The 22,319-nt window shown below is 42.2% G+C and carries 19 protein-coding genes; 7 read left to right on the top strand and 12 right to left on the bottom strand.

Going from position 1 to position 22,319, the window contains the following annotated elements; genetic code table 11:
* The first annotated feature begins 18 nt into the window (after window positions 1-18).
* Window positions 19-1,800: an ABC transporter ATP-binding protein gene (locus ACSX1H_RS09950; protein WP_439183714.1), complete on the top strand. Its 1,782-nt coding sequence runs from the start codon at window positions 19-21 to the stop codon at window positions 1,798-1,800.
* A 1-nt stretch (window position 1,801) separates the two neighbouring features.
* Here ACSX1H_RS09950 and ACSX1H_RS09945 read toward each other — a convergent pair whose 3' ends face one another.
* From ACSX1H_RS09945 to ACSX1H_RS09930, 4 genes are all read right to left on the bottom strand, one after another.
* Window positions 1,802-3,130 (bottom strand): porin family protein, encoded by a 1,329-nt coding sequence (locus tag ACSX1H_RS09945; protein ID WP_439183713.1) that lies wholly within the window; start codon window positions 3,128-3,130, stop codon window positions 1,802-1,804.
* On the bottom strand, window positions 3,124-3,675 hold the full coding sequence (locus tag ACSX1H_RS09940; RefSeq protein ID WP_439183712.1) for an RNA polymerase sigma factor: 552 nt from the start codon (window positions 3,673-3,675) through the stop codon (window positions 3,124-3,126). The genes ACSX1H_RS09945 and ACSX1H_RS09940 overlap by 7 nt, the downstream gene beginning before the upstream one ends.
* A 159-nt stretch (window positions 3,676-3,834) precedes the next feature.
* Window positions 3,835-4,296 carry an SsrA-binding protein SmpB gene (smpB, locus tag ACSX1H_RS09935; protein WP_439183711.1) on the bottom strand — a complete coding sequence of 154 codons (462 nt, stop codon included), beginning with the start codon at window positions 4,294-4,296 and terminating at the stop codon, window positions 3,835-3,837.
* Window positions 4,293-4,886: a YIP1 family protein gene (locus ACSX1H_RS09930; protein WP_439183710.1), complete on the bottom strand. Its 594-nt coding sequence runs from the start codon at window positions 4,884-4,886 to the stop codon at window positions 4,293-4,295. The genes smpB and ACSX1H_RS09930 overlap by 4 nt, the downstream gene beginning before the upstream one ends.
* A 281-nt stretch (window positions 4,887-5,167) precedes the next feature.
* Here ACSX1H_RS09930 and ACSX1H_RS09925 point away from each other — a divergent pair, with 281 nt between their 5' ends.
* The 6 genes from ACSX1H_RS09925 (at window position 5,168) to ACSX1H_RS09900 (ending at window position 11,925) form a co-directional block, all read left to right on the top strand.
* Complete coding sequence (locus ACSX1H_RS09925) at window positions 5,168-5,806, top strand: DUF5063 domain-containing protein (protein ID WP_439183709.1); 639 nt, start codon at window positions 5,168-5,170, stop codon at window positions 5,804-5,806.
* Between the two features lie 20 nt (window positions 5,807-5,826).
* Window positions 5,827-6,423 (top strand): 3'-5' exonuclease, encoded by a 597-nt coding sequence (locus ACSX1H_RS09920; protein ID WP_439183708.1) that lies wholly within the window; start codon window positions 5,827-5,829, stop codon window positions 6,421-6,423.
* Window positions 6,424-6,434: 11 nt separating this feature from the next.
* Window positions 6,435-7,625: a class I SAM-dependent rRNA methyltransferase gene (locus ACSX1H_RS09915; protein WP_439183707.1), complete on the top strand. Its 1,191-nt coding sequence runs from the start codon at window positions 6,435-6,437 to the stop codon at window positions 7,623-7,625.
* Window positions 7,626-7,644: 19 nt separating this feature from the next.
* Window positions 7,645-8,907 carry a DEAD/DEAH box helicase gene (locus tag ACSX1H_RS09910; RefSeq protein WP_439183706.1) on the top strand — a complete coding sequence of 421 codons (1,263 nt, stop codon included), beginning with the start codon at window positions 7,645-7,647 and terminating at the stop codon, window positions 8,905-8,907.
* A 52-nt stretch (window positions 8,908-8,959) separates the two neighbouring features.
* Window positions 8,960-11,080 (top strand): Tex family protein, encoded by a 2,121-nt coding sequence (locus ACSX1H_RS09905; protein WP_439183705.1) that lies wholly within the window; start codon window positions 8,960-8,962, stop codon window positions 11,078-11,080.
* 200 nt (window positions 11,081-11,280) lie between these two features.
* The gene (locus ACSX1H_RS09900; protein WP_439183704.1) at window positions 11,281-11,925 is read left to right on the top strand and encodes a Crp/Fnr family transcriptional regulator; all 645 of its coding nucleotides are present in this window, start codon (window positions 11,281-11,283) and stop codon (window positions 11,923-11,925) included.
* 112 nt (window positions 11,926-12,037) lie between these two features.
* Here the strand turns inward: ACSX1H_RS09900 and ACSX1H_RS09895 are convergent, their stop codons facing one another.
* The 8 genes from ACSX1H_RS09895 to ACSX1H_RS09860 all read right to left on the bottom strand — a co-directional run bounded on the left by ACSX1H_RS09895 (window position 12,038) and on the right by ACSX1H_RS09860 (window position 22,308).
* Entirely contained in the window at window positions 12,038-12,382 is a 345-nt protein-coding gene (locus ACSX1H_RS09895) for a TM2 domain-containing protein (protein WP_439183703.1), read from the bottom strand.
* An 11-nt stretch (window positions 12,383-12,393) separates the two neighbouring features.
* Window positions 12,394-12,693, bottom strand: coding sequence for a DUF2752 domain-containing protein (locus ACSX1H_RS09890; RefSeq protein WP_439183702.1), 300 nt, complete (start codon window positions 12,691-12,693; stop codon window positions 12,394-12,396).
* Window positions 12,694-12,843: 150 nt separating this feature from the next.
* The gene (locus tag ACSX1H_RS09885; RefSeq protein ID WP_439183701.1) at window positions 12,844-14,202 is read right to left on the bottom strand and encodes a peptidylprolyl isomerase; all 1,359 of its coding nucleotides are present in this window, start codon (window positions 14,200-14,202) and stop codon (window positions 12,844-12,846) included.
* A 163-nt stretch (window positions 14,203-14,365) separates the two neighbouring features.
* Window positions 14,366-15,220: a hypothetical protein gene (locus tag ACSX1H_RS09880; RefSeq protein WP_439183700.1), complete on the bottom strand. Its 855-nt coding sequence runs from the start codon at window positions 15,218-15,220 to the stop codon at window positions 14,366-14,368.
* 45 nt (window positions 15,221-15,265) lie between these two features.
* Window positions 15,266-17,176: a peptidylprolyl isomerase gene (locus ACSX1H_RS09875; protein ID WP_439183699.1), complete on the bottom strand. Its 1,911-nt coding sequence runs from the start codon at window positions 17,174-17,176 to the stop codon at window positions 15,266-15,268.
* 288 nt (window positions 17,177-17,464) lie between these two features.
* Window positions 17,465-18,784, bottom strand: coding sequence for a DUF3472 domain-containing protein (locus ACSX1H_RS09870; RefSeq protein ID WP_439183698.1), 1,320 nt, complete (start codon window positions 18,782-18,784; stop codon window positions 17,465-17,467).
* A 110-nt stretch (window positions 18,785-18,894) separates the two neighbouring features.
* Window positions 18,895-20,382, bottom strand: a complete 1,488-nt coding sequence (locus tag ACSX1H_RS09865) for a Gfo/Idh/MocA family protein (RefSeq protein WP_439183697.1) — start codon at window positions 20,380-20,382, stop codon at window positions 18,895-18,897.
* 105 nt (window positions 20,383-20,487) lie between these two features.
* On the bottom strand, window positions 20,488-22,308 hold the full coding sequence (locus ACSX1H_RS09860; protein ID WP_439183696.1) for a RagB/SusD family nutrient uptake outer membrane protein: 1,821 nt from the start codon (window positions 22,306-22,308) through the stop codon (window positions 20,488-20,490).
* Between the last annotated feature and the right edge of the window lie 11 nt (window positions 22,309-22,319).

Raw genomic sequence — 22,319 nt, 5'->3', positions numbered from 1 at the left:
TAAACCCAATTTAGCTGAATGAAAAGCATCAACAAGCTATCTCTCAATCATCTTTTAGAATCGTTGCGGATTGTTTACAAAAGTTCGCCCAAATGGACAATCATCAATGCATTCATTACCATTATAAGAGGCTCCATCCCCTTATTGCTACTCTATGTGGTAAAGCAACTTATCGATGTGGTGAGCAACCACATCAGCAGTGCCAACACCACTTCTCAGCATCTGTATTTCACCATTGGGTTAACGGCCTTATTTTTCCTCCTCAATGCCATTAGCGGATCGGTAAGCAGCTTAGTCAGAGAGCGCCAAAGCCATTTTGTAAACGACTATGTACAAAACATTATCCATCAAAAAACGATTAACATTGAGTATAAATACTTTGAAGACGCCAACTATCAGGACACTTTTTACAGAGCCCTGAATGATGCCAATTTCAGACCGGCAAGGGTGTTCAACAGCATTCTTCAATTGGGACAAAACAGTCTTACGCTTTTGCTATTACTGATTATTTTAAGCCACATTCACTGGGCCATGATTCCCCTTTTGATTATCTCAGGGGCGCCAATTTTCTACTTCAGAATTGGTTTCACCCGAAAAATATACCAATACAGAAAGGAACATACCGAAGACGAAAGACGAGTTCATTACTTCAATCGCCTACTCACGGCAAAAGATTTTGCCAAAGAACTGCGGGTGTTCAACCTTGGCCCAACGTTTAAAAACGAATATGAGTATTTTAAACAGGATTTGCGAAACAAGCAATGGGCACTGGCAAAATCAAAAACTGCATACGAAGTGGCCGTGCAGGTGTTTTCAACCCTGATTTTACTTTTAATTATTGCTTACGTGGTGCAACAAACAACAGCAGGCCAAATCAGCAGTGGCTCAATGGCCATGTATTTTTTGGCACTGCAAAGGTCTTATGCTTTGTTGCAAGGACTTTTAAATAGCCTCAGCGCTCTTTACGAAGATAACCTGTTCCTCAAAAATTTTATTGATTTTAAAAATATTGCGATCTCAAAATCACATTCAAGCAAACAGTTCCCTTCTCCAATACAAGAAGCCATTGAGTTTAGAAATGTATCCTTCAGGTACCCCAATACCCACAATTGGATTTTGAAGGATATAAACCTAAGCATCCCTAAAGGCAAAACGGTAGCTCTGGTTGGGAGAAATGGCTGTGGAAAAACAACTCTGGTTAAGTTACTAAGCGGCCTTCACCAACCCAGCAACGGGCAAATACTGGTAGATAATACCGATTGGCAATCCATTAATCAGGAAGAGCTGTCGAAGCACATATCGGTCATCTTTCAGGACTTTACACTATACAATGTGAGTGCCGGCGATAACGTAAGATTTGGCAACACAAGGCATCTCGCCGATAAAAATGCCATTGAAGAGGCAGCCCATAAAGCAGGTATTAAAGAACTTTTTTCCAAGCTACCCAATGGTTTCAATACGCTTCTTGGTACTCTTTTTAAAGGCAGCCAGATGCTGAGCAGAGGCGAATGGCAAAGAACGGCATTGGCCCGCTCGTTTTACAATACCGATGCTCAACTAATTATTCTTGATGAGCCTACAAGTTCACTGGATGCTTTCACAGAGGCCAAGCTGATTGAGCACTTTAAAGACATCACCAAAGATAAAACAGCCATTATCGTCAGCCACCGTCTCTCCACTATTAAACTGGCGGATATTGTGGTCGTTATGCAGGATGCCGGAATAGCTGAAGTGGGCGCACCAGAAGAGCTCCTCAAGAAAAAAGGGGTTTATTATGAAATGATTGAATCCTTAAAGTAACCTATTTGACAACAAATGTAAGTCCGCCATATACACCAAACGAGTAGGGCTGAAAACTTCGATTATCATTAGAACTTACTGAGTTAAGAAAGTATTTAAAACGCGGTTCGAAACTCAGCCTTAATGCTTTAGTAACAGGTATATCAATCCCAACACCAACAGAACTACTAATTACAAAAGGTTTTATATCACTGGTTTCCCCTATTTTATCACGGCCACTCCCGTCTATCGCGTAAGCCGTATTATCCACTAAGAAATTGGAACTAAAACCACCAGCAACTGATAAATAAGGAAATTGTTTAAACAACGAGTAGCGGGCCATCACGGGCACTTCGATGTAATCCAGCGTCTGCTTGAGGGAACCCTTGGCATTATCATAATTCATCACGGCCTCTTCCATCAGATTTGCGCCACCTGCACTCACCTGCTGTTCCGAAAAATTTTCACTGGCAATAACATTCCCCAATGAATTATATACCGCTGCCCTACCGGGAGAACTCTGCGTATAGGCACTACCGGCACTCATTTTTGTCACACTTTCGACCGACTGACCAACCTGCGAGTAGAGTACACCTGATTCGAAACTCCAACGCGACCCTTTACTCACTCTTACCTGCACGCCACCACCCAATGAGCTGATTCCACTTTCATCAATGGCAACATTTGATTTGAGGTAATTCTGAGGGCCACTGCCATAACTAACCTTGGAACTAAAAGCAGGCGATACCACTCCTCCAATACTTATGGTGGCTTTCTGCTTCTCACGGGCAGATGGGGCCGATGGGTAATAAAGCGGATAGTACTCCTGCTTTTTTACTTCCTGCTTTAGTTGCTCGTTGATCTTATAATCGTGTTTAATTTGCACCTCGGTATTAGAAGCCAAGTAAGGTAAGTTTGTTTTAAAACCCTCAATAGCAAACTGCTTAACATCCGCTTGCTTTTCTTCCCGAGCACCGGCAGCAGTGCTTACAATGTTACTTTTATTCACTTCAACATCAGTCTGCCCGCTAGCCAGTGCCTGCTGCGTTTCTCCTAAAACCAGGCGCTGTTCGCTATCCACTGCTTTTTCTCCAAGGGCCGGTTCCATTACAATCATTGTTGACTCCTTGAGTGGTTCACTCACCCTGAAAAGCAAGCCAACAGAAAGACCTATCAGGCCAACAATGCAAGCAGCAGCAAGACTTATCCAAAGAAGCAACGCTCTTTTTTGTTGGCGCTGATGACCTAGTGTTTTCTCTATCGAGTCCCACACGTACCCTTCCGGAACGACTTCATAGTCGGACAACCCTCTCTTAAAAACAGCATCTATGTTCTTTTCGTTTTTTAACATACCACTTGTTTTTTCTCTGACAATTTGTGTTCGATACTCTTTTGTAACCATTGGCGCGCTCTGGCCAAGTTGGATTTTGATGTGCCAATGGAGATGCCAGATGTTTCTGATATCTCTGCATGAGAAAACCCTTCCAGAACATACAGGTTGAAAACGAGTTTATATTTGGGTGGTAACTCCTGAACCATAGCCATCAACTCTTCGTGCGAAAACAAAGAGTCATAGACCTCCTCCTCTCCTCCCTCGGTTAGTAAAGGAAATTCATCAACTAATAACTCAGGCTGTTTTTTGCGGAACATTTCAATCACAGTATTCACCATAATGCGTCGAATCCATCCTTCGAATGAACCCTTAAACCCATACTTATCAATGTTATTGAATACTTTAATGAATCCTTCCTGTAAACAATCTTCAGCTTCTGTTCGGTCTTTACAATACCGCAAACAAACAGCAAACATTTTTGGGGCAAATGTTTGATACAATAGCCGTTGTGCAGAAGCTTTTCTTTTCTGACATCCTTTTATTATGTCCTTAAGATCATTCACAGCAACCCTTAATCAGTTTGTTTGTTGAGAAAAAGTTATTACACCCTGAAACTGAATAAAAAACTGCTCTGTCACCGAATTTAAACCCATCTTTTCATCAAAATATATTTGCCTGTTAGATGGAATAAGAAAAAAGAGGTTGCGTCAAGAAGCAGTGATTTAGTATTTTTTTCGGGCACGATCCATTTCCCGACCGGCATCTTTCCTTTTAAGCGTCTCACGTTTATCGTGTTGCTTCTTTCCTTTTGCCAAAGCAATCTCAACCTTCACGTAACCTCGCTCATTAAAAAACAGCTTGACGGGCACAATGGTTAAGCCTGATTCTTTTGTTTTTCGCTCCAGCTTTTGCAGCTCCTTCTTTTTAAGCAGCAGTTTGCGTTCGCGCTCGGGTTGATGATTATTAAATGTCCCGTAGAAATATTCGGATACACGCATACCTTTGAGCCACAACTCTCCCTTAACAAAGTAACAGTAGGAATCCACCAAACTGGCCTTGCCTAAACGAATTGATTTAATTTCGGTTCCCACCAACTGAACCCCGGCCTTAAAACGTTCGATCAGTTCGTAATCAAATGTGGCTCTTTTATTTCTTATGTTGATGCGTGATGTTGGTAAACTCATACGGTCAGATTACTTATAAAAACAAACAATCGGCTTATTAATGCTGGAATTACTAGAATCAGTAAACTAATTATAATGCTCATTCCAATGCGGCTATCATCCGTTTCCGGCTTCATAACGGTAACCGCCTGCCAAACAAGGTAGATCACATACAAATTAACTAAACTTGCAATAACAATCGTTTCAGGGATTAGAGCTATCACGCTCCCGGTTATATAAGTGATGCCGGCAGCATATGCTAAAAGATGAAACAACTTTTCCTTTTCAACATCCGACTTCATTAATCCCGCAAGCTTAATAAGAATGAAATAGCCTGCATATAAGCCAAAAAAGTTTGATGAAAAAGTAAAAACAGCTTGTTTTAGTGCTGTTCCAAAATCCAATACCTGATGACTAAGCAAGTAGCCAATAAAAATTGTAATTGTATAAACGCCTAATAACGGAAAACTAAACTGAGCCAGCACTTCGTTGATTGTTTTTCGCTCAGAGAATATTAAACTCCATTCTTTCTGTGGGCTAATAACCAATCCCTTCAAGCGACCAATCAAATTTTTGTACATTAAGCCCAAACTAACTGCTTCTTTATCCATCTGTCGTTTTTTAATCCAAAATTTGTTGCCAAACAGTTTTGCTTATGAACATAGCAATGCAAAAGTAGTATTTTTCTCCAACACTTCCGGCCCTTAGCTCAATAGTTCTATCTCTTGCTACTGCGTTAGCTAAACGGCCTGTTGCATACCGGCCGTTTGGATGACTTACACCACGCTGTTAATTGTTTATAGGCTACTCTCAAAGATTAGTCACTAATTTTTTTTACTTTTGCCATTTAACGTCAAATCTGCATTGTCTCAACTTAGGGTGATTATTTAGTATGGAAGAAGCATTTGAGCACACCGTTTATTCTAAAAATGTTATTGAATTTGTTACTGTTGCCAAGGAATACTGCACGTTTCTGGAATCGACAAATGAGCTTAACCGACAACAGTTTGTAACCGTAGCAACCCGTATCATCCCTCTTCTTTATCTGAAAGCCTCTGTATTACCGAAGGTAGAAAGTGAGCTGGAAGACAGTATTGAAAAAACAGTGGATGAAATGATGTACACTCACGTTTTAGATGCGGTAACCAGCAAACTAGGACGCTTTAATGATTATCTGGAGGTATTCACCGCGGATATGCAAAGAAGCGACACACCGGTTATTTCATTTATAGCGGAAGACTTGACAGACATCTATCAGGATATTAAAGACTTCATCTCGGCCTACCGATTGGGCGTTACCGAAATAATGAATGATGCGCTCGCCGAAGTAGTCAGTAATTTTGAACTTTATTGGGGACAAAAACTGGTCAATACATTAAGAGCCTTACACGCTATTCTTTATGGTGATGAGCCGCTGGAGGAAGAAGAAGGTGAAGACACTTTTCAAAGTAATCAGCAAAGGGATAACTGGTATGACCGAATGCAACAAGACTGGCAGGATGACAACAATGAACCGTCCCCACTACTGTAAAATAGCCAACGAAAATTTAAATGGAGAAAACCATTACAAAAGAAGAATTGAACCAATTGCCTTTAAAACACTTTGATGGGCGCGTTGATGTCATTGAAGACAATGATGTGATTGAAAACCTGGTAAATGAGCTGGAGCAACACACATGCATTGGATTTGATACAGAAACCAGACCTTCGTTTCAAAAAGGAAAAATAAACCAGGTAGCACTCCTACAATTAGCCACCAACAAAAAAGCATATTTATTCCGACTGAATAAAACGGGCTTTCACCCCGCACTTATTCGCCTCTTATCTAACCCTAAAATTAAGAAAGTTGGGGTAGGCATCAGAGATGATATTAAAGGATTGAACAGACTAACACCTTTTAAGCAAGCTGGATTTATTGAAATACAAGACCACGTAAAAAAAGTGGGTATTGAAGATACTAGTTTGAAAAAACTGGCGGGCTTGGTTCTGAAGATCAGAGTGAGCAAGCGTCAGCGACTCTCCAATTGGGAGGCTCCTCATTTATCAGAAGGACAGATACTTTATGCGGCAACAGATGCCTGGGTAGCAATTGAATTATTTAATAAATTACAGGAAGCGTTTCCGGCAACACCGGCACAAACAATATAATAATAGCACTAATGGCAGAACGTCCACAATTAGTTCTCAAACAAGGAAAAGAACAAAGCTTAAGCCGTTTTCACCCATGGGTTTTTTCAGGAGCCGTTAAAGGCGTAAAAGGACCTGAATTAATCGAAGGTGATATTGTTGATATCTTAGACAGTCAGGATAATTTTCTGGCAACCGGCCATTACATTATAGGTTCAATTGCGGTAAGGGTACTTACGTTTGAGCAAACACCTATTGACTATAACTTTTGGAAAGAGCGCATTCGAAAAGCCTATGAACTGCGAAAGGCAGTAGGTCTGGCAAACAACGAATCAACCAATGCATACCGTTTGATACATGGCGAAGGGGATTATCTGCCTGGCTTAATTATTGACTTCTATAATGGTACTGCCGTTATGCAGATGCATACCGTGGGCATGTACCTGGTAAAAGACACCTTGGCCAAAGCCCTTCAAGAGGTAATGGGCGATCAGCTTAAGTCAATATTTAATAAGTCAGAGGGAACCATGCCTTATAAAGCCGATATTGAACCGATTAACGGTTATATTTTTGGCAGAAGCACAGAGAAGGTTGCACTCGAAAATGGTTTAAAGTTTAAAGTTGACTGGGAAAAAGGTCAAAAAACAGGCTTTTTTGTTGACCAACGCGAAAACCGATCATTAATTGAACACTACAGCACCAACCGTGAGGTGCTTAACATGTTTTGCTACACCGGTGGTTTTTCGTTTTATGCCATGCGAGGCGGCGCCAAGCTCGTTCATTCAGTCGATAGTTCGGAGCGTGCAATTCAAATAACCAACGAAAACGTTGAACTTAACTTTCCGGGAGACAAGCGGCATGAAGCATTTGCTGTCGACGCTTTTAAGTACCTGAATAAAATTAAAGATAAGTACGATCTGATCATTCTGGACCCTCCGGCCTTCGCCAAACACATTAACGTGGTAAAAAATGCGCTTCAAGGCTATCGCCGACTCAATGCAAAAGCCTTGGAACAAATTCGTTCAGGCGGCATCCTGTTTACTTTTTCCTGCTCACAGGTCATCACCAAAGAACAATTCAGAACAATGGTGTTCTCGGCAGCCGCCAAAGCAGGACGAAAAGTAAGGGTACTGCAACAGCTCACACAACCGGCCGATCACCCGGTTGATATTTACCATCCCGAAGGAGAATACCTCAAAGGGCTGGTTGTTTATGTAGAATAATTATAGTAAAACAAATACCTTGGAATTTAAAGAATTTGGATTTTCGGAAGAGTTGCTGGACGGACTAAACGCCATGCGTTTTGAGAAAGCAACGCCAGTGCAGGAACAAACCATACCGGTTATAAAAGAAGGCAAAGACCTGATAGCCTGCGCTCAAACAGGAACCGGAAAAACGGCCGCCTATCTGTTGCCAGTTTTAGATAAGCTGGTACGAAACGGTCATAATAAAATTAATGCCCTTATTCTGGTTCCAACCCGTGAGCTGGCTATTCAAATTGACCAACAAATGGAAGGCTTTGGATACTTTCTCGACGTCTCTTCAACAGCCATCTATGGTGGGAACGATTCGGGCGAATGGAACAGGCAGAAAAATGCCCTCACAACAGGGGCCGATATTGTTATTGCAACTCCCGGCCGACTGATTCAGCATCTGACCATGGGCTATGTGAGCATGGACACGCTGCAACATTTAATTTTAGATGAGGCTGACCGCATGCTCGACATGGGCTTTTTTGACGACATTATGCAAGTAGTTAAATACTTGCCCAAAGAGAGACAAACACTAATGTTTTCGGCAACAATGCCCCCTAAAATCAGGGAGCTGGCTAAAAATATTCTGGTCGATCCTGATGAGGTAAACATCTCTATAAGCAAGCCTGCGGAAGGAATTTTACAGGCAGCCTACATGGTTTACGACACACAAAAAATTCCACTGCTCAACTCCCTGTTAAAAGATAAAGATTTACCCAGCATTATTATTTTTTCGTCCACCAAACAAAAGGTTAAAGAAATTGCCCGCTCATTAAAAGGCAATGGCTTTAATGCCGAAGCCATCAGCTCCGACCTGGAACAGGCTGAACGGGAAAATGTACTGCGCGACTTCAAAAACAGAAATATTCAGATACTGGTAGCGACCGATATTATTGCCAGAGGTATTGATATTGAAAAAATTGACCTGGTGATTAATTTTGATGTGCCGCGCGATGCCGAAGATTACGTGCACCGTGTTGGTCGTACAGCCAGGGCACAGACACAAGGAGTTGCCATCACCCTGATTAATGACAAAGAGGTATTAGAGTTCCATAAAATTGAGCGCTTAATTGAAACTAATATCTACAAAATCCCCCTTAATCCTGAGCTTGGTGAAGCACCTGTTTATAACCCCGAAGAGCTCCTAAAGGGGCGAAAGCGAAACAAAGGAAATGGAAACAAGAGAAAGCCGGCGGGAAATAATCGAAAGAATTTTAACAAGAAACCTGGAAAACCCAGCAAAAAAGATTAATCATCCGTTTTAGCCAATAACAGCTAAGACCCATCTAGTGCCATCAAACCACATGCAATTAACACAACTAATCGCGCAGGAGTTAAACCTGCCCATAAAAGGTGTTCAAAACACAATTACATTATTTGATGAAGGAGCAACCATTCCATTCATAAGCCGCTACCGAAAAGAAATGACTGGCAGCTTGGATGAGTTGCAGATTGGCGCCATTAAGGAGCGATACGAAAAGCTTCAGGAACTCGAAAAACGGAAAGAAACCATCCTGAAGTCGATTGACGAGCAAGGCGCCTTAAGCGCAGAGTTAGAGCAAAAAATAACAAACTGCTATAACACCACGGAGCTGGAGGACATCTACCTGCCTTACAAACCTAAACGAAAAACAAGAGCCGTTAAGGCCAGGGAAAAAGGGCTCGAACCGTTGGCCAAAATTCTAATGAAGCAATATGAGCGCGACATAGAGGGGCGCGCAGCTGCCTTCGTCAATGATGAGGTGGCCGATGTGAATGAGGCCCTGCAGGGAGCGCGTGATATTGTGGCAGAATGGGTAAACGAGCATCAGGTAGCCCGTGAAATTGTTCGCTCAGTATTTGATAAAGAAGCAACAATAACCTCCAAAGTTGTGAAGGGCAAAGAGGAAGAAGGAGCAAAGTACAAGGATTATTTTGAATGGAGCGAATCGCTTAAGCGCTGTCCTTCACACCGCTTTATGGCCATGCGGCGGGGCGAAAAAGAAGGGTTCCTGAAACTGTCGATAAGCCCCGATGCAGAAAGCAGCATCCACAGGCTGGAGCGCTTTTTTGTAAAAGGGAACACCAATGCATCTGAGCAAGTTGCCGATGCCGTTGCCGATGCCTATAAACGCCTGCTGGCGCCTTCTATTGAAACCGAGTTTACCAAGTTATCTGCAGAAAAATCAGACACCGAAGCCATCCGCGTTTTCGCAGAGAACCTAAGACAACTGCTGCTAGCATCCCCATTGGGTCAGAAAAAAGTTCTGGCACTGGATCCCGGCTATCGCACCGGCTGTAAGGTGGTGTGTCTGGATGCACAAGGCAACCTGCTGGATAATACAACTATTTATCCCCATGCGCCGCAGAACCAGTACCAAAAATCGGCTCAAACAATAACCTCATTAATTGATAAGCACCAGATAGAAGCCATTGCCATAGGAAATGGCACGGCATCGCGAGAGACAGAAGCTTTTGCCAAAGGCCTGCAACTAAAGCATCAAGTTCAAATTTTTGTGGTTAGCGAAGATGGCGCCTCGGTTTATTCAGCCGGGAAGGTGGCTCGCGAAGAATTTCCTAACCACGATGTGACCGTGCGCGGTGCTATTTCGATTGGCCGACGGCTGATGGATCCATTGGCGGAGCTGGTAAAAATAGATCCCAAATCCATTGGTGTTGGGCAATATCAGCACGATGTTGATCAAACACAACTTAAAAAATCACTGGACACTGTTGTTGAGTCGTGCGTTAACTCCGTTGGTGTTAACCTCAATACAGCCAGTAAGCACTTACTGACTTATGTTTCGGGGTTAGGGCCTCAACTGGCGCAAAATATCGTTGATTACCGGACTGAAAACGGACCTTTCGAATCGCGTGATAAGCTTAAAAAGGTGGCTCGTCTGGGCGCTAAAGCCTTTGAACAGGCAGCCGGTTTCTTACGCATTCAAAATGCCAAAAACCCATTAGACAATACCGCTGTACACCCCGAATCGTATAAGCTGGTTAAGCAGATGGCGGCTGATTTGGGCTGCACGGTTGACGACCTTATCAGCAGCAAACAATTGCGCGACCAGGTTAACCTGCGCAGCTATGTCACTGAAACGGTTGGACTGCCAACGCTTACCGACATTATGAAAGAACTGGACAAACCAGGCCGCGATCCGCGCAGTGAAATAAAAACTTTCGAATTTGCTGAAGGGATTTATTCAATTGACGATCTTCATGAAGGAATGGTGCTGCCGGGGCTGGTAACTAACATCACCAACTTTGGTGCCTTTGTCGATATTGGCGTGAAACAGGATGGCCTGGTGCATATCTCGCAAATGGCCGACAGGTACATTAGCGACCCCAATTTAGTGGTTAAACTACAGCAGCAAGTAAAAGTGAAAGTGCTTGAGATTGATCGAATACGTAAACGTATTCAGCTAAGTATGAAAAATATATAACAGTCAAGCATCTGACTATACCAAAGGGAATCGTTAACGATTCCCTTTTTTAGTATCAATTTTATATCCGCCTGTCACCCATTTTGAGGTTTAGAGTGTCTTAATAAGTACAAAAGGTTTGAGTTAATAGGGGTGCTATTATTTATAATCAGTGCCTCTTTTTTTAAAACTTAGAAGTCACACAACCACAAATGAAGCAAATGGAAATAACAACGGAAATCAACGGTCAGATATTCACTTCATTTGATAAATGCTCAATGTATAGAACCGGTGAAGTAATATACGATGCCAATAGCAAAGCCAAAACAGCCTATCTGGTTAAAAAAGGAATGGTAAAACTATTTAGCGTCGGCGCCAAAGGCACTAAACAGATTGTAAGAATGGTAAGAGAGGGTGAAATTGTTGGATATTATTCACAATTTACTGATGAACCAGAAGTTACAGGCTGCGAATGCATGGTTAATTCTGTTCTGTGCGAGCTGCCCGAGCGCAACCTACAGGAAGTATTTAAAACTGATAGCAACCTGGCTTTTACCATGTTACAACGAGCCTGCTCAGAAATGAAAGAGACATGTAACTCAATTATAACAATGAGCCAAAAAACGGTTAGAGCCAGAGCTGCCAGTATTTTGCTCAAACAAATGGAACTGTTTGAGGTTGAAGAAGGTCATGAGTTTCCGGTTCGCATCTCTCGTACCGACATGGCCAGCTGGATTGGCACATCGAAAGAATCGGTGAGCCGCACGCTTAACGATTTTTTGCGTGAAGGACTCATTGAAATGAATAAAGAAACCATTAAAATTACCCACCTAAAAGGACTTAAACGGGTTTGCATCATCAGCTAAAAGCACGCAAATAACACTCAAAAAAACAGGTAAAGCAAACTATTTAGTTGGAACGCTTTGCCTGTTTTTTTATGCAATTGAACCGGATTTTAAAATATCTGGACAATCTTGCTTATCTAATCAATAGTTGAATTTCGCGAGCCACCTGCTGGTTATATTCAAAAGCCAGGTTCTTATGGTTCACCAGGTCGACAATGGTACCGATAAAGCACAAACCAGCAGTAAAGAAATACAAAATTCCCATGCCAATATGGTTAATAAAAAAGCGATGAATACCAGCAAAACCGAGAAAACCAAGCAGAGCGGTTAAAAGAATAGTCTGCGGATCTTTACGGCGCCCCCGGTAAATCAACAGGAAGTTCTGCACTTGCTCCTCATTTAAATCTTTTAGCAGTGAATCCAAGAAGATGGCTTCTTCCCCTTCTACCTCGGGTAATAAGGTGTAAATTTTGTTCATAGCATCAAATGTTATTGTGTATAAATTATACCGTCCTTCAAAATTTTAAATATTCTAAATAGCAGAACTACAACCGCCATCAGTGCCAGGGGATGTGCCTGCCAGGAGTCTGCAAATTGTCCATGAAAAAGGAAGGCAATACCATGTCCTAATCCACATCCGGGGCAAAAATCAAACCCTAAATTTTTAAAAATACATAATGTGTAATGCGTTGCTTGTTCAGGAGAGGAAAGCGCTAGTAAGACAAGGGCGATTAACCAAAAATAAGCTTCTAAATGGGAGTTTTTATACCTGTAGGTTACTCGTCTCACACCTCTCTTGTTGCAATTAACCAAATGTAGGAATTTTTGTTTGTTGTTGCCAAGCTACAACCAGTCTTTTTTCAATAAATCCTGAAAACAAGCATAAAAAAACTCCGATACAAAAATGTATCGGAGTTGTCAATGGCCTTTGATAAGACCTTATTCTTTCACCCAATGGTCATAATTAAAATCACAATTAACCCAATTCTTATCAATGGTAATATAGGTTTCCTGTTGTTTTTCCCTGATCCACTTATCCAAGGTTTCCTGTCGCATGCTATTTTCCAACATCGACTGCAAAAGCTGGTAGTCTTCTTTCAGGTTCGCTTTATGCGGCTCCGACTTGCGCTTTAATTTAACCAGCCTGTAGGTTTCCTGCCCTTTGCGTTCGTCCAACATAAAGAAAGAAGGTGAGATATCTCCTTCGCTCATGCTCTGCAATTGCTTGTTAATCTCTACTGGTATTTGCGACATCTCAAACTTAGAAGTCCCGGTTTGAGGGTTCACCATTTGCCCTCCACTAATGCGAGAGTCTTTGTCCATGGAAAAACGCAGAGCCGCTTCCTCAAAAGACATTGTTTCATCAGTAATTAAATTCCGGATAGTATCTAAACGAGCCTTCGCTTGTTCACGCGCTGCTTCGTTTACTTTTGGTTTTATCAGGATGTGACGACAGTTTATCCGCTCACCTTTTCGGTCGATTAACTGAATAATGTGAAAGCCGAATTCGGATTCTACAATCTTCGACACTTTCTTTTTATCCTGCAGGTTAAAGGCCACGCTGGCAAACTCAGGTACCAGACCTGAACGAGGTGTCCACCCCAATTCTCCGCCTCTGGTTGCCGAACCTTTATCTTCGGAATACAACACGGCCAGAGTCGCAAAATCACGTCCTTCATTCACCTGCTTTTGGAAGTCACGTAGCTGGGCCTTAACCCGATCAATCTCTTTCTGATCAACCTTGGGGTGCAATACAACCTGTTGTAGCTCGAACTGAGTAGGCACCATAGGCAAACTATCTTTTGGCAGATTACGATAGTAGGCTCTGATATCGGCCGTAGTCACCTTTATATTCTTGGTTATTTCCTGCTGCATACGCTGTGTTAGCATTTGTGTGCGTACCATTTCCATTTGGTCGCGCTTTATCTGCAACAGTGATTTATTAAAGTACTCTTCAACTTTTTCCTTGTCGCCAATCTGTTGAATGAAATAGTTAATGCGCTGGTCAACCTGGTTAACCACCTCATTCTCTCCCACCTCTATACTATCCAACTTAGCCTGATTGAGCAGAAGCTTACTGATGAGTGCCTGTTCGAAAAGATGGCATTTTAAATCACCTGCATAATTAGCACCTTCCACCAATGCTTGCTCATATTGGTGCTCAATATCCGACTTTAGAATGGCATTATCTCCTACCACAGCAATTACCTCATCAATAACATTACTTTGTGCATGCAAGGTCTGAAATGAAAAGAAAACAGATAGTAGAAACGCGCTTATCTTAATGAATTTCTTCATATTAAGTAATTTGTAAATCTTTTTCGTAAACAACTTTAATTTGCAGATGCAACACCTGTATCATCTCTCCAATACATGCGCATCTAAAAAGGCAATTGCAAACCTACATAATTTTTTGTTGCTATTACTAATAGTTTATAAGTTTTTAGCCCATTGAACACCACTAATAGAAGGTGATACTTTTATTTTTCAGTGCCTCGTCGTATAGGTCTGTTTCCAGCTGCTTAATAAACTCCAAACGCTTTTTATTGAGCAGAATGGCTTTTATTTTGCTTTCGACAAACTCCACCGGCGCCACCTCGTTACTTAGTTTATACTCCTTAATTGACAAGTAATACTGATACAAGGAATCGGTGGTATGGTAATAGGTGTTGTTCTTAATAAAACGCTCAGGCCTGTCGATGGGCTCGGGCAGCCACTTATTAATATCGTCAATCACTAACCAATGGTCGAGAAACACTTCATACTTTTTGGCATTTTGAAAACAGTAGGCTTCTAACTTTATCAAGTCTTCAGAATCATCGGAGCGATATAATTCTTTTAACACATTGATATTAGGCGCTGATTGTGGCACGATAACAAACACCCCTTTGATAATGGGCCTCGATAATTTAAAATTATCAACCATTTCGGTATAGTACTCTTTGATTTCTGAACCAGTGATTAAGGGGCTGTACTTTTGCTCCAACAGTTTCTGCTGGTACTGATGGATTAACAACGAACGGCGGTACTCTTCGAGCAGCTGGTCAACATTTTTTTCCTCTGGTGTGAGGTTCAAATCAGCTTTACTAATCATGAGCTCCGAGCGAATCCACCTGTTGATGTAATCCTGCGCAAATATAACGCTATCTTCCTTGGATAGACCGTCGGGAATGGCCTGATAAACCATCCCTTTTGTTAGTATTGTTTCATTGATCCGCACTAATGGTTCATCGCTGATTGAATCACCAGAATGGGTACATGCCGTTAGCCACATGACCATAGCAACAAGGCCTGCAAAAGCATACTTTCCTATCATTTGCATTCGTTTAAACAAATTGGTATGGCTAAAGTATATCATTGTCTACTCAAAAACAAAAGTGTCGACTCTGGGTTTATACTTAGCTCTTAGCCGCTCTACCCATTTCTGCTCTAATTCTTCCTGGTAATCAGCTATTACACGCCCTTTAATATTTTCCAGGGGCTGTACCTGTTTTAATACCAGCTGCCCATCTATTAACAGAAAGGGATAAGCTGATTCGGTTTTGGCCGCTTTATCCTTCCACAACTGTTTATCGAGCATGGCCTCATCACCTCTAAAAAATGGCCCTTGCTTAATTAAGAGCTCTTTTCGAATGGATTGATCCAGCGAATCCTCATGCAGCAGTGTTTCCCTTTTTAGCCGCTTTTTTAAGTGCTTATAGGCAGCTTTGGTTTTACAGTAGAAGATGCGGCCATCGAAGTGCTCGTCCAAAATATAATTAGCCTTATTTTTCTCATAAAAATTGACCAGGCCTGTACTGTCGCTGGATGCCTTGTTCCACACCTCATTCTGGCTAATTTCAAATATCAGTAAACCATCGTGGTACTCATTCATCAGGTATTTAAAGTCGAGGTATTTACTTTCAAGGTTCGCTTTCTCCACCTCAATAAGGTGGTTATCGGCATAGGACGTCCACATCTTCTGAAAAACCGCTTCGCTGATGCCTGCCTCTGGGGTATTAAACCGGGCTGCTTCCTTAGCAAAATCGGCCGATACAATTTTTCCGCTATCGTATGAAGCAATCAACCAGTTGGTGGTCTTAAGCTTTTCAATCCACTTATTCTTATCATTTTGACTATTAGATAGGACAAACCTCTTCAATTGTTCAAAGCCCGGATGCTCTGTTTTAAACTGATACTCTGCCTTCAAACGCTTCACCGTGGCTTTTTTCCCGGCAATCGCCCGCTCATCGTTTCTAATTTTTTGCATTATCTCACTGCGGCACTCATCCAAAGGCTTTACAAGACGGCTATCCAGGCGCTTAATAATGTGGTAGCCAAAGGGTGTTTTTACAGGTTTTGACAGCTGTCCATTCTCGCTTAGGGCAAAAGCGGCCTCACTGAATTCAGGTACCATGCGCCCCACGCCAAACCAAGGCAGCTTGCCACCGTTCGACGCCGTTTGTTTATCATCGGAATACTGAGCTACCAATGAACTAAAGGACTCGCCGTTCATGAGTTTCTGATAAATAGAATCAATGGCCAACTTCGATTGATTCTGAATAAGCTCACTGGCGTTATAAGGAAAGGCCTTCATAATATGTGCCACCAATACCTCTCCCCTGTTTTTTCGCTTATCATGTATTTTTATCAGGTGATAGCCAAACGCGCTGCGGGTAATTCCTGATACTTCACCAACCGGAGTTTCATAAGCTGCTTTTTCGAATGGATACACCATCATAAATGCCGTAAAATAGCCCAAACGGCCATTGCTTTGCTGGGCTGATGGCCCTTCGGAGTATGTGCGCACCATCTCTTTAAAATCGGCTCCCTCATCCAGTAGCTGCTTTACTTTAGCAATTTTAGTATATGCCTTTAAAGTGTCGGCCGGCGATGGCGAAGGAGGCAGGGTGATAAGAATATGCGAGGCATCAACCTCCTGGCACATGTGCTCATACGCTTCTGTAACCACTTCGTCAATAGCTTTTTTATCGTTCAGATAGGGCTTAGCCAGCTCATCGCGGTAATAGTTCAACTCTTTTTGAAACGAGGGCAGTGTATCATACCCTAAGGCAATGGCCTCTTCTACTTTTAGTTTATAATTAACAAATAAGTCAATGTATTCGCTTTTGGAAACAGGCTGCTGGGTGAGCGCATTGTTCTTCTCATAGATATAATTAAACTCTTCCAGCGTGAACTGCTTGTCTCCAATGGTTAAAAACGGAGTTTTCTGGGCCGACACAAGCTGCATCATAAATCCCAGTAGGAATAAACTGCTAATTAATTGCTTCATTTTATTTTTGGATGAACTTTATAGATTAATCTTCATTGAAAACGCAAGTAAAAATAGTTTATTGTTGAAAATACGTATGAACCAAAGTTAACTCGATATTTTATAGTCTTATTTACCCTTAAATAACATGAATGCCTCGGACTAGAAACCCACTAAAATACAAATAGTGGTCGCGGCCTAAATCAAATTTTCAGGATGCGGAACTGTTAAACTCCTCAAATTAAAACAAAAATCCCTGGCCAATATTTAATTAACCAGGGACTATACAATTTCAAAGACTGCAAAAAACTATGGGAGCTTTTCCAAATCAATTATGGGCTGAACTCCTAAAGCTTCGCGCTGATGGTAGCTATCAATTTTTGTTGTTTCGTTAAAAAAACCGCAATTACGCATGAAAAATACGCCATCTTCAACACCGCCGGCATAATCCATGCGCGACTCTTTACGAGCAGTGGCATCGGCCGTAAACTTAGCTTCAGTTAGCTCGTGCCAGTTCCCCTTTGTATCGCGCACCCATTGGTTGTTATAATATGCTTTGCGACTAATGGCTCCTGTTTCGGTATGGAAATTTTCCAAAAACGAATACTGACTGGTTAGCCAGGTTTGAGTTTTCGGCCGCTTGAAACTGGCAATTAGCTTCCAATCATTCAGCTCAGGCCCGTTAAACCAGGCAGTGTACTGCGTGTAACCATCGTTCAGAGGCTGTGCTTTCAGTAAAAACTGATAGGTATTGCCTGTTATCCAGTTATACTTCCAGTAACTTTGGCCTCCCGAACCTTCATTACCAAACTCACCCGTTGTTACACCATCTCCCTTTTTATGAAGAAGAATTTTTTCATCCTCAGGAATTGAACTGGGGTCATCAGTATGGTAAGGGCTCCAAACGGAAAACAACACACGGCGTTCGGTTTCTGAATTGACCTGAATACCAAAATACCCTTCGCCAAAGCCATTGGCCATATAATATGAGCCAACCACATCTTCTCCTTCAGGCACTGTTATTTCATTATAGAAATACTCAACATCTGAAGCTGCTTCGGGCACGATATAGCTTAAGTGCACCGATGGACCACGGCGCCCCCAGTAAAACTCGTCTTTCACAAAGTACATGTTACCTTCTGTGGCTTCTCCGCCTAGCAGCACTTCTTTAACGTTAGCAAAAACACCTGCCTCTTTGGATACACCTTCCAGTTCCACAAAATAGTAGCCTGGCGCATCAATTACAAAGGTTCCTGCAAAATGCGATGACAAATCTACACTATTGATGTCCACTTCTTTAGTTACTCCATTTACAGTGCATTTTACAACCGAAGGTTTACCGCCCGATGCTGCATTGAGTCCTACATGCAAGTCGCCTGCTTTTGGCAGTTTAAAGTAGATACGGAATTTATCTGAAGCACTGCTCCACCCGCTTATTCCTTCTTCGCTAATTAGCTGCTCGCCCTTGAAAGGCTGATCAACCACCCAGGTATTGCCTCCTGCCGGTACCCGCACTCCCATGGTTGGCGTTTCCCTATCTAAAGTACTTTTGTCATCCGTACTGCAACTGGCACAGCCCATCAGTATCGCACAAACCCATGAAAAAACCAGGGATGTTAATAATCTCATTACGTGTATCTTTATAGTTGTTTTAACAGGCTATCGCCAAGATGCTTCCTTTGCCCCATGGGCTCAGTTGCACCAATCGTGCCTGTTAAAACAAGTTAATAACTAATGGCTTAAACAGACAATTGCTTTTCTGAATCTGCTCTATTCAGGTTTCGAACCCCTGTTGTGCCGCCTCCTTTTAGGGTGAGCTCAACCGGCTTATTGGTTTTCCATTTACCGCGTGTAAAGTCGGGGATATCAATTGGCTTCGACCCATTTAAAATAGACCATTCGCTTAATGGGGTGATGCAACTCCAGGCGGCAGCATCGTATACATCCATATCCATTGGTAAACCATTTCGTAAACAGTCGATTAAACGCCAGTCCATCATAAAATCCATACCTCCATGGCCACCAACCTGCTTGGCCATTTCACCAATGCGTCTTACAATTTCAGGTGTATATTTTTCCTGCAACTCTTTCATTTTAGCCTCGTCAGCCACATCGTGACCAAAAGCAATGTGCTCCAAAGGCCATTTTTGAGCAAAACATTTAGTGCCGCTCAGCATGTGAATGCGTGAATAAGGCCGCGGTGAACTGATATCGTGTTGAATCATTATGGTGCGACCTTTGACTGTACGAATCATTTGCATGTCCATATTACCGCGCATTTGCTTACCAATAAACTGTTGCAAATCGGGCCTGTCTGGTGCCAGCTCTTTGATGCGGTTAGCCAGGGTGAAATCGTCCGACATCATGGCCGTCAAATAATCCAATCGATCACCCCGATTAATATTCATGGCCTGACAAATAGGTCCTAATCCATGAGTTGGGTACACATTGGCCATGCGTTTGTTTTCGTGCAAGCGCCATAGCTTATCGTAGGCACCGTCACCGCGTGGCTTATCGTCCTTTGGCTTGTTAAAATGCCAATAGTCCAAATCATGAATATAGGCTCCTTCGCCATGAATTAAATCGCCAAAAGCCCCTTGGCGTGCCATATTTAAAGTTAATAGTTCAAAGAAATCGTAGCAGCAGTTTTCCAGAATCACGCAATGCTTTCGGGTTTGCTCCGATACCTCTACCATCTCCCAGCATTCGTCCATGGTTTTTGCCGTTGATACCTCAACCGCAGCATGACTACCGCCCCTCATGGCTGCTAAAGCCACGGGCACGTGCCATTCCCAAGGCGTCGCAATGTATACCAGGTCAACCAAACCACTATCGCAAAGTGCTTTAAAAGCAGTATCGCTGCCGGTAAACTCTTTAGCTTTTGGCAGGCCTGATTTGGCCAACGAAGCCTGCGCACCATCGATGGCTGCCTGACGGGTGTCGCACAAGGCGGTTACCTCCACACCTTCGATAAAACCCATGCGGTCGACAGCACCAATACCTCTGTCGCCAATACCAACAAAACCAACACGCACCTTATCCAATTTTGGAGCGGCATACCCGCACATGTTAAACTCCATTTTTGGCAAGCGTTCGGCATTTTTACGTATATATGCAACGGCTTCTTGCTCTTTTGACTTAGAGCTACAACCTGCTAAAGGGGCGGCTGCCGCAATACCTGCACCCAGCGCCATATTTTTTAAAAATGCTCTTCTATCTGATCCCATAATTATTTAGTTTCTGTCATTTTTTGAAGTTGCCAGGACGCACCTGTCTTATCTGATTAGTAAAGAAGACGATTTAAAAATCGTCTTCTTATGTGTTGTCTTTGCTTATGGATTTTGAATCAAATCAATTTGCGCCTGAATTTCTTTTTCAGGAAGGTATTCAACAATATCGTAGGAGGTTGGTAATATTTCATAGTATGGCTCATTACCCCGCAAGTGAGTGCCCGGGTAGTGACGATCCATTGTTCGGCCATTACGGAATACATCAAATTTACGATGCCCTTCGTAGGCTAACTCTAAACGACGCTCTTTAAGCACCAAATCTAACGCTGAAACTTCAGCTGTAACATCGCTTGCTGTATATTCTGCTTCAACACCAATTGCTCTTCTTCTGATTTCATTTACATTTAATAATGCATTTGAAATATCACCTTTTTTGGCAAAAGCTTCAGCCTTGTTGAGATACATCTCGGCTAAACGAACCACTACAGGTGACCACAAGTGACCTTTACTTTCTTGACCTGAACACTTAGTTATAAAGTACTTAGGGTACGTCTGACGTGTTGCCAGCATTTTATTGATGCGCAGCTTAACAGGGGCATCCAGTTGAGTTGTGGCACCAGTTGATGTATTCACCATATAAGGCATTACAGTGTAATGGGTAACACCAGTCTTAGGATCCACTTCAGCTTTAATAGGCGATGTTTCTGTTATGGTTTCATCTTTGCCATCACCATTGGTATCAATCGTCCATGTCTGTGTTAAAACAGTCATATCTGCATTCACTTTATCCTGGTGAAATAAATAACTGTTATACTTCTTAATGGCCTCAGAGTCATCATTTTTATAGGCATTTAATCCGTACCACACACCGTATAACTCTTTACTACTTTCATCCTTAACCATCGCTGTTACAAAAGCACCACGGGCATCATCTGGCCATTCCTCTACTATGTCACGATAGGTTACTGAGGCATATAACTCACCCCATCCTGCACCGTCTAACGATGGATTACCCTGCGCATCAACAGCTGCATACATTCCCGGGAAAGTATACCAATCGTCCCACTGTCCTGTGTTATCAGCACCATCCACATAACGTAATGCAAAAATTGTTTCGCTGTTTTCATCAGGTGTGAACTTTGGGTATTTCTTAAAGTTCTCTTTTGACAGCAATGAATAGCGTCCTGAGTTGATTACTTTATCAGCATACTCAATGGCTAAATCATTGTTTTCCATATACAGAAAAACCCTTGACAACAATGCCTGAGCCGCCTCTTTTGTAGCATAACTAGCCGTTTGGTTAAGCGTCATTAATTCCTCTGCTTTTTGCAGATCACTCACAATTTGGTCATAGCACTCTTTTACCGTTGAACGAGCTGGCTGATCATCCACATCGGTTGTTAGTTTTAACGGCACTCCCAAATTAGAAACTGCATCCTGATTATATGGACGGCCAAATACATTGGTTAAATAGAAATAAACCATACCACGCAAAAAGTAGTTCTGCCCAATCATATGGTCAATTTCTGCAGAAGCCCCCTCTTCAGCCCTTTCAATAACCGTATTACACCCTACAATTGTTTTATACGATGCGGTCCATAAAGATTGTTTACGATAACCTGTAGTCTGGCGCTTATAGTTATAGATAAACATTAATGGGTCTGTTGTACTACCACTCAAAGCTACATTATCACCAGGATATTCAGCAAAACGATAGAAGTTGTTCACCCATGAATAGCCATCAGCAATACCAGAACCTTTTAGTATTGCGTAGTTTCCAAGCGTTAATGCTTCCAAGGCATTTCCTGACGAGTACACATCGTCCTTTTCGATTGATTCAAATGGCTTTCTGTCCAATTCACAGCTAAACAGCCCCAAAATAATGGCAGGAATCAGCAACCATGTATATATTTTCTTATTCATTTGTTTCGTCT

The sequence above is a fragment of the Carboxylicivirga taeanensis genome (genome assembly GCF_051851475.1).
In the GTDB taxonomy this organism is placed as follows: domain Bacteria; phylum Bacteroidota; class Bacteroidia; order Bacteroidales; family Marinilabiliaceae; genus Carboxylicivirga; species Carboxylicivirga taeanensis.
The sequence above is the reverse complement of the archived record's forward strand: the minus strand, read 5'-3'. Positions and strand labels throughout refer to the sequence as shown.